We start from the raw sequence: 6491 nt of genomic DNA on the forward strand, positions 1-6491 counted from the left end.
CATTCCATCTCGCCTCCAGAAGCCTACCCCAATGCCTCTTGGCGAATCACGTGCCGCCGCAATGCTTCTTGGTTCTCCAAGATGACCCTTGTCACACGCTGAACGGGTAGATGCCCGGTTCGGGCTTCACCCGATTCTCTCCAATCCTATGCCGCTCCTCGCCTGCGTGGCTTCGGGGTCAGTCTCGAACGCTTCCCCCGGGGGTAGATCGTGTTTGCCTTGACCGGCGCACGAGCTGCGGCCAAGCACCGGACGGCTGTCTTCGACTACGCAGGCAGCCGAGCCGCAAGGATCTCGGCCACGTCCCGCACCTGCGGAGGGCTCGGCAGCACCTTGGCGGCATCCGTCAGCATGATCAGGCAGAACGGGCAGCCGACGGCCAGTGTCTCCGCGCCCGTGGCGGCGGCCTCGGCAATCCGCTCCTGGCTCACACGGCGGGTGCCGTGTTCCTCCTCCTTCCACATCTGCGCGCCGCCGGCGCCGCAGCAGAACGACTGGGCTCCATGGCGCGGCATCTCGATCATGCCGCCACCGGCCTGCGCCAGCACGGAGCGCGGCCCATCGAACAGCTGGTTGTGGCGCCCCAGATAGCACGGATCGTGGAAGGTGAACGTCTCATCATCGACCATAGCCAGGTGCAACCGGCCTTCCCGCATCAACTCCTCCAGCAGCTGGGTGTGGTGCAGGACGGTGTAGTTCCCGCCGAAGGCAGGGTACTCGTTCTTGAGGGTATGCAGGCAGTGCGGGCAGGTGGTCACAATCCGCTTCGGCGCCACGCGGTCGAGCGTCTCGACGTTTGCGCTGGCCATCTGGGAGAATAGAAACTCGTTCCCGGCGCGACGGGCCGAGTCTCCGGTGCAACGTTCTTCCTGCCCAAGCACAGCGAAGTCCACCCCGGCCGCCAGCAGCAGGCGGGCGAAGGCCCTGGCCGTCTTCTGGGCCCGAGGATCGTTCGCCGGGGCGCAGCCCACCCACCACAAGACCTCCGGCTGTGGCTTGTTAGCGATGGTCGGGATCGGCAAGTCACCCGCCCAGGCCAGACGCTGCTCGGGGCCGATGTTCCACGGGTTGGCCGTTCGCTCCATGCCTCGGAACGCTGACTGAAGCTGTTCGGGGAACTGGTTCTGCATCAGCACCAGGTGCTGGCGGATCTCGAGGATGTCGCGCATCGGCTCGTTACCGACCGGACAGATATCCACGCAGGCGCCGCAGGCGGTGCAGGCCCAGACTGCTTCCGCCGGGATGGCGAACTCGAGCAGGGGCTGGCTGCTCGGATCGCCGCGCGCCATCCGGCCGCCCTCCTGATTGAGGAGGTAGCGTTTGTTGATCTCCAGCGCAGCCGGTGACAGGATCTTGCCTGTGGCGTAGGCCGGGCAGGCGTCCTGACAGCGGTTGCACATGATGCAGGCATAAGCGTCCACCAGCCCGGTCCACGACAGGTCCTCCAGTCGTCCCACCCCGAATTGCTCGATGCTCTCGTCCTCGAAGTTGAGCCGATCGAGCTCGCCCATCGAACGTCGTTGCGGTTTCAGCAGGAAGTTGATCGGGGCGAAGAACAAGTGGATATGCTTGGACCGCGGGAAGTAGGGCAGGAAGAGCAGGATCGTCCCCAGCGACAGCCACCAGGCGGCATGCTCCGCCGCCACCAGCCGGGGCGGCAAGGCTCCCTGCCAGGCGGTGGCCAGGGTGGAAGCGAAGGGCATCCAGGGATCACCCGAGCCCGAAGCCGCCACGCGCAGCGACTCGCCGATGAGGCGCGCCCCGACGTGGATCAGAATGAATCCACCGACGATCGCCGAGTCCCGCCGGATGCCTCGCAGCGCCTTGGGATGCAGCAAGGTGGTGTCACGCGTTTGCAGGGAGGGCCCACCCAGGACAAACCGTCGGGTGAGCAGGGCGGTCATTCCGACCAGGATGCCGACCGTCAGGACATCACCGCCCAGGCGGAAGATGTCTCCGGCTAGGCCCTCACCGAGGAAGACGAAGCCAGGGATGAATCCAAACAGGACGTCTGCCAGATTGACCAGCAGGAAGTAGATAAAACCCCAGCCCACCAGGCCGTGCAGCAATGACGTCCACGGGCGGGTGCGAAACACGGGCGAGAAGGTGACTGTTTTGAGGATGACGGCCGGGGTGCGCCGCAGGGCTAGGCGCCAATCCGGTCGACCGCGCCCGCGGGCGATCACGGCCACGATGCGGCGGGCGCCGAGTCCCGCCAGGGTCAGGCTTGCGCCGAGGAGCAGAAGGAAAGCCAGCTTCTCGAGGGGGGTCAGCATGAAGGAACGGCTCCGATGGCGAAGCGGAGATTGTGGCCCGGCCGCCGCAGACCGGGCGTGCCCACACTCAATCCCGCAGGGAACCTTGCTCCAAGTCCTGGGGATTCTCCCCGTGGCGTGGGGCTCGCTCCTGGCCCCAAGCGCCATTCTGAGGCCGCAGGCCAGCCTGAGGTTCGCGGCGGCTAGTGTATCATGCCGCCTGCTTCGGTTCAGGCGCCAACAAGCGTTCGGGGGTGCCTGCCGGCACCCCCGAAGAGCATCTCATGAAGGAATCGTCGGTCAGGCGGCGCGGGCCGGCGAGGGTCGGGAGGCGACCTGCGGCAGCGCCATCTCATCCAGGTACCCGGCCACCTCGTCCACCGAACGCTGGTAGCGCTGCATCAGGGAAGCGTCATTTCCCTTGTGGCGGTGCAGCACCTGGCGGGCGCAGGAGAGACAGCCGCGCATTGCTCGGTAGGAATCGGTCTCGCAGGCCAGGCAGCCATTCAAGCGAACCATCATCAGGGCGAACCCCAGGCTTGCGGGATGGTCCTCGGGAAGCTGGGTGACCTGATCCACCAGATCTTGCCACTCCTCCCCTCGCGCCTGCCGCAGGTGGGGGATGGCTTGCGCTGGAAACAGAAGTTGATTCTCCGCATGCATGACACCACCTCAACCAGGAAGTCCGTCGAACAGAGATACAACATCATTCTAGGAAGCGCCCGCAGCGCTTCCACCAGTACTTAAGTCCCAGGGAGGGTGGACCTCAGCCGGGTCAGGCCCCGCCTTGGCTGTAGAACTCGGCGTCGGTGGGCGTCTTGCCCGACGGATCCCAGACGTGGACCCACGTGCCTTCCTGAGCGAAGTCGAACAGCCAGTGGGCGTCAGTCGGGGATAGATTGACACAGCCGTGGGAGCGCGGCAGGCCATAGCCATTGTGCCAGTAGGCGCCGTGCATAGCGCGGGCCTTGTCGAAATACAGCACCCACGGCACGTCTTCGAGCAGGTAGTAATCCGAGCGGTCGGCGGCAAAGGCGCCGCTCATGTCATCATTCTCCAGCCGGGAATACACCTGGAAGACTCCCGGCTGCGTCCACCATCCCGGCAAGCCCGTCGAGACCATGGTGGCGAACACCAGCTGACCCTGCTCGTAGACGGTCAGCGTCTGCTCATACAGGTTGATGTCGATCCACCGATCGTCGGGAATGCCTTCGGGGCGCTTCGGGTTGGGGGTGACAATCGCCAGCAGCCGATCGTCCACCCACTCATCGGGCCCGATCTTGTACCAGGTGACACCGTCGACCTCCTGGCTGTCGTAGATCTGGATCAGCTCGGGGCGATAGCGGGTCCTTCCGGTCTTGGGCTCGTTGTACCCGGGGGAACGGGAGGGCTCGGCCGTATTCACGATCCAGCCGAACGGCCGCTCTGGCGTGCGACTCAGAGCCAGGCCGTGAAAATCGGGCAGTGCGATCTCACTGCAGGAATCGCCGCCCCGCATATAGACGCCCGGGGCCACCATGTAGATCGCCTTGCCCTGCTCGACAGTGCACTCGATCCAGGAGACAAACACGAATCCCGGGTCGAAGGCGTTGATCGCCCCGGACTCACTCAGGGCGTCGGAGACTGAACCATACAGCTTGGCGCCTTTGTCTGAGACCCGGCGATACGAATAGGGAACGTAGGACAGATCGGGATCCAGGGGCTGGAGGTGCAGTGGTTTGGGCGGATAGGTTCCCTGCTCCGTCATCACGACCAAACGGCCGCCGGGCCCGCTGCGTGGGCAATATTCCGGGTGGCGCATCTGCATCTGGGGCGAACACAGTACCGAATCACCCTCAGCCGAGGCAGCCTGTGCCGGAGAGGATGGAACAAGCACCGGCATCCAGAGGAAGAGCAGCAAACCCAACGTTCGCAATGACATGCGGCGCCTCATGCGTGGGCGGGATTATATGCGCTGCGGGGCGGGCTGTCAGCCAGTCCGCCCCGGATATTCATTGAACGCTCAGGTTGGGGAGAAAGAGGCCGGCGCGGGTCCGGGCTGACCGGCTGGCCGGCTGCTCGGGCGCTCCCCTACCACGCCACCTTGCTCTCGACCTCCTGCCGGGCGCGGGCCAGGAAGTCTGCCAGCGGCGTCGGGCCCGGGTTGTCGCCGGTGCGCAGGCGCAGGGCGACCGTCCCTTGTTCGGCTTCCTTGTCGCCAACGACCAGCATGTAGGGGATCTTGCGCAGCTGGGCGTCGCGGATCTTAGCGTTCATCCGTTCACCACGATCGTCAACCTCCACCCGCAGGCCTTCGCTCCGCAGCCGATCCGCCACCGTCCCGGCGTAGGTGTTGTGCCGGTCGGCGATCGGGATCACGCTGGCCTGCACCGGCGCCAGCCAAACCGGGAAGGCCCCGGCGTAGTGCTCGATGAGGAAGCCGATCATGCGCTCATGGGTGCTGAGCGGAGCGCGGTGAATCACCAGCGGCATCTCCTCCTGCCCTTCCCGGTTGATAAAGGTCAGGTTGAACCGCGCCGGCTGGGCGAAGTCCACCTGGTTGGTAGCCAGGGTGAACTCACGACCGGTGGCGCTCCAGATCTGCACATCGACCTTCGGGCCGTAGAAGGCGGCCTCGTCGGCGACCTCGACGAAGGGCACCCCGCCGCCCTGCATGGCCCGGCGCACCATGTCCTCGGTCTTCAGCCACAGCCGCTCGTTGTCGATGTATTTCTTGCCCAGGCCGGACTTGTGATGCGTGCTCAGGCGCATGATGTAGCGGTCGATGCCGAAGATCTTGAGGTACACGTGATAGAGCCCAATGACGGCCATGAACTCGGCCTCAAACTGGTCCTCGCTGACATAGATGTGGGCATCGTTCATCTGCAGCGACCGCACCCGCATCAATCCGAACAGCTCGCCGCTCTTCTCGTAGCGGTAGCAGGTGCCGTATTCCGCCAGGCGCAGCGGCAGGTCGCGGTAGGAGCGCGGCTTGCTAGCGTAAATCTTGTGGTGCATCGGGCAGTTCATCGGCTTGACGTAGTAGCGCTCGCCTTCGAGCTCCATCGGCGGGAACATGCTCTCGGCGTAGTACGGCAGGTGCCCGCTGTGGATGAACAGGTCTTCCTTGGACAGATTCGGCGTGCGCACGCGCACATAGCCAGCCCGCGACTCGACCTCCTTGCCCAGGCGCTCGAGTTCCTCAATCAGTACCCCGCCGTTGGGCAGCCACAGCGGCAGGCCGGGCCCGACTTCATCGTCAAAGGTGAAGATCTCCAGCTCCTTGCCCAGCTTGCGGTGGTCGCGCTTCTTGGCTTCCTCCTGGCGCCACAGATATTGCTCGAGCTCCTCGGCCGTCCCCCAGGCGGTGCCGTAGATACGCTGCAGCATGGGCCGCTTCTCGTCGCCGCGCCAGTAGGCCCCGGCGATGCTGGTCAGCTTGACGGCATGCGGATTGATTTTCCCGGTGCGCTCGACGTGCGGCCCACGGCACAGATCGGTGAAGGTGGCGTGGCGGTAGATCGAGATCTCCGGCATCTCGGCGACCTCATTGCCATACTCGTCGGTGCCGCCCTTCTCCAGGCCTTCGATCAACTCGATCTTGTAGGGCTGGTCGGCGTACATCTTCTTGGCTTCGGCGGCGCTCAAGGCGCGGCGCTCGAAGGGGTAGTCACCTTCGATGATCTGGCGCATGCGTTGCTCGATTCGTTCAAGGTCGTCCGGCGTCAGGCTGCGGGGCAAGTCGAAGTCGTAGTAGAACCCCTCGGCGATCGGCGGGCCGATAGCGATCTTGGCCTGGCCGGGGAACATCTCCATGACGGCCTGGGCCATGATGTGCGCGGTCGAGTGGCGGATGCGGTACAGTTCGGAGTCTTCGTACCTCTCGCTCCCCTGTCCGGACATGATCTCCTCCTTCTCTATCCAAACGCAAAGCCCCCGCCGTCTGGGGCGGGGGCCGAAAGCCTCGCGGTTCCACCCAGATTGGTCTTTGCAGACCATCTCGGACGGCCGGTAACGGGGCCAACCGTTCGCCCTACTCAGCCCGCAGGCCTTTCGGGGTCAAGCTCGCGGGGGGTCTTCGCCGCTTCGGCGCCCGAGGGGACTTGCAGTCCAAGATCCCCTCTCCCTGGTGGCCCGGCAGTCGGCTACTCGTCCCGGTCATCGCCTCAAGGAGCTAAGTTGTTGCAGCGATTATACCCCAGGCCATAGGCCAGTCAATCCAGGCGGTCGCTTCCCGGCGTGGCCCACACCGGAGGC

At 64.9% G+C, this 6491-nt stretch carries 4 protein-coding genes; all 4 read right to left on the minus strand.

Features of this window, described 5'->3' with window-relative positions; translation table 11 throughout:
- Positions 1-266: 266 nt before the first annotated feature.
- The 4 genes from MUO23_13305 to thrS all read right to left on the minus strand — a co-directional run bounded on the left by MUO23_13305 (position 267) and on the right by thrS (position 6137).
- On the minus strand, positions 267-2276 hold the full coding sequence (locus MUO23_13305; GenBank protein ID MCJ7513926.1) for a (Fe-S)-binding protein: 2010 nt from the start codon (positions 2274-2276) through the stop codon (positions 267-269).
- A gap of 279 nt (positions 2277-2555) precedes the next feature.
- Positions 2556-2918, minus strand: a complete 363-nt coding sequence (locus MUO23_13310) for a hypothetical protein (protein MCJ7513927.1) — start codon at positions 2916-2918, stop codon at positions 2556-2558.
- A 112-nt stretch (positions 2919-3030) separates the two neighbouring features.
- Complete coding sequence (locus MUO23_13315; GenBank protein ID MCJ7513928.1) at positions 3031-4176, minus strand: L,D-transpeptidase; 1146 nt, start codon at positions 4174-4176, stop codon at positions 3031-3033.
- Positions 4177-4325: 149 nt separating this feature from the next.
- Entirely contained in the window at positions 4326-6137 is a 1812-nt protein-coding gene (gene thrS / locus MUO23_13320) for a threonine--tRNA ligase (GenBank protein MCJ7513929.1), read from the minus strand.
- Between the last annotated feature and the right edge of the window lie 354 nt (positions 6138-6491).

The organism is Anaerolineales bacterium, assembly GCA_022866145.1.
Classification (GTDB): Bacteria; Chloroflexota; Anaerolineae; order Anaerolineales; family E44-bin32; genus PFL42.

Bases quoted from the DNA above. Each gene is read 5' to 3' on its own strand.
- MUO23_13305 (MCJ7513926.1), bottom strand. From the start codon at position 2,276: ATGCTGACCCCCCTCGAGAAGCTGGCTTTCCTTCTGCTCCTCGGCGCA.
- MUO23_13310 (MCJ7513927.1), bottom strand. From the start codon at position 2,918: ATGCATGCGGAGAATCAACTTCTGTTTCCAGCGCAAGCCATCCCCCAC.
- MUO23_13315 (MCJ7513928.1), bottom strand. From the start codon at position 4,176: ATGTCATTGCGAACGTTGGGTTTGCTGCTCTTCCTCTGGATGCCGGTG.
- thrS (MCJ7513929.1), bottom strand. From the start codon at position 6,137: ATGTCCGGACAGGGGAGCGAGAGGTACGAAGACTCCGAACTGTACCGC.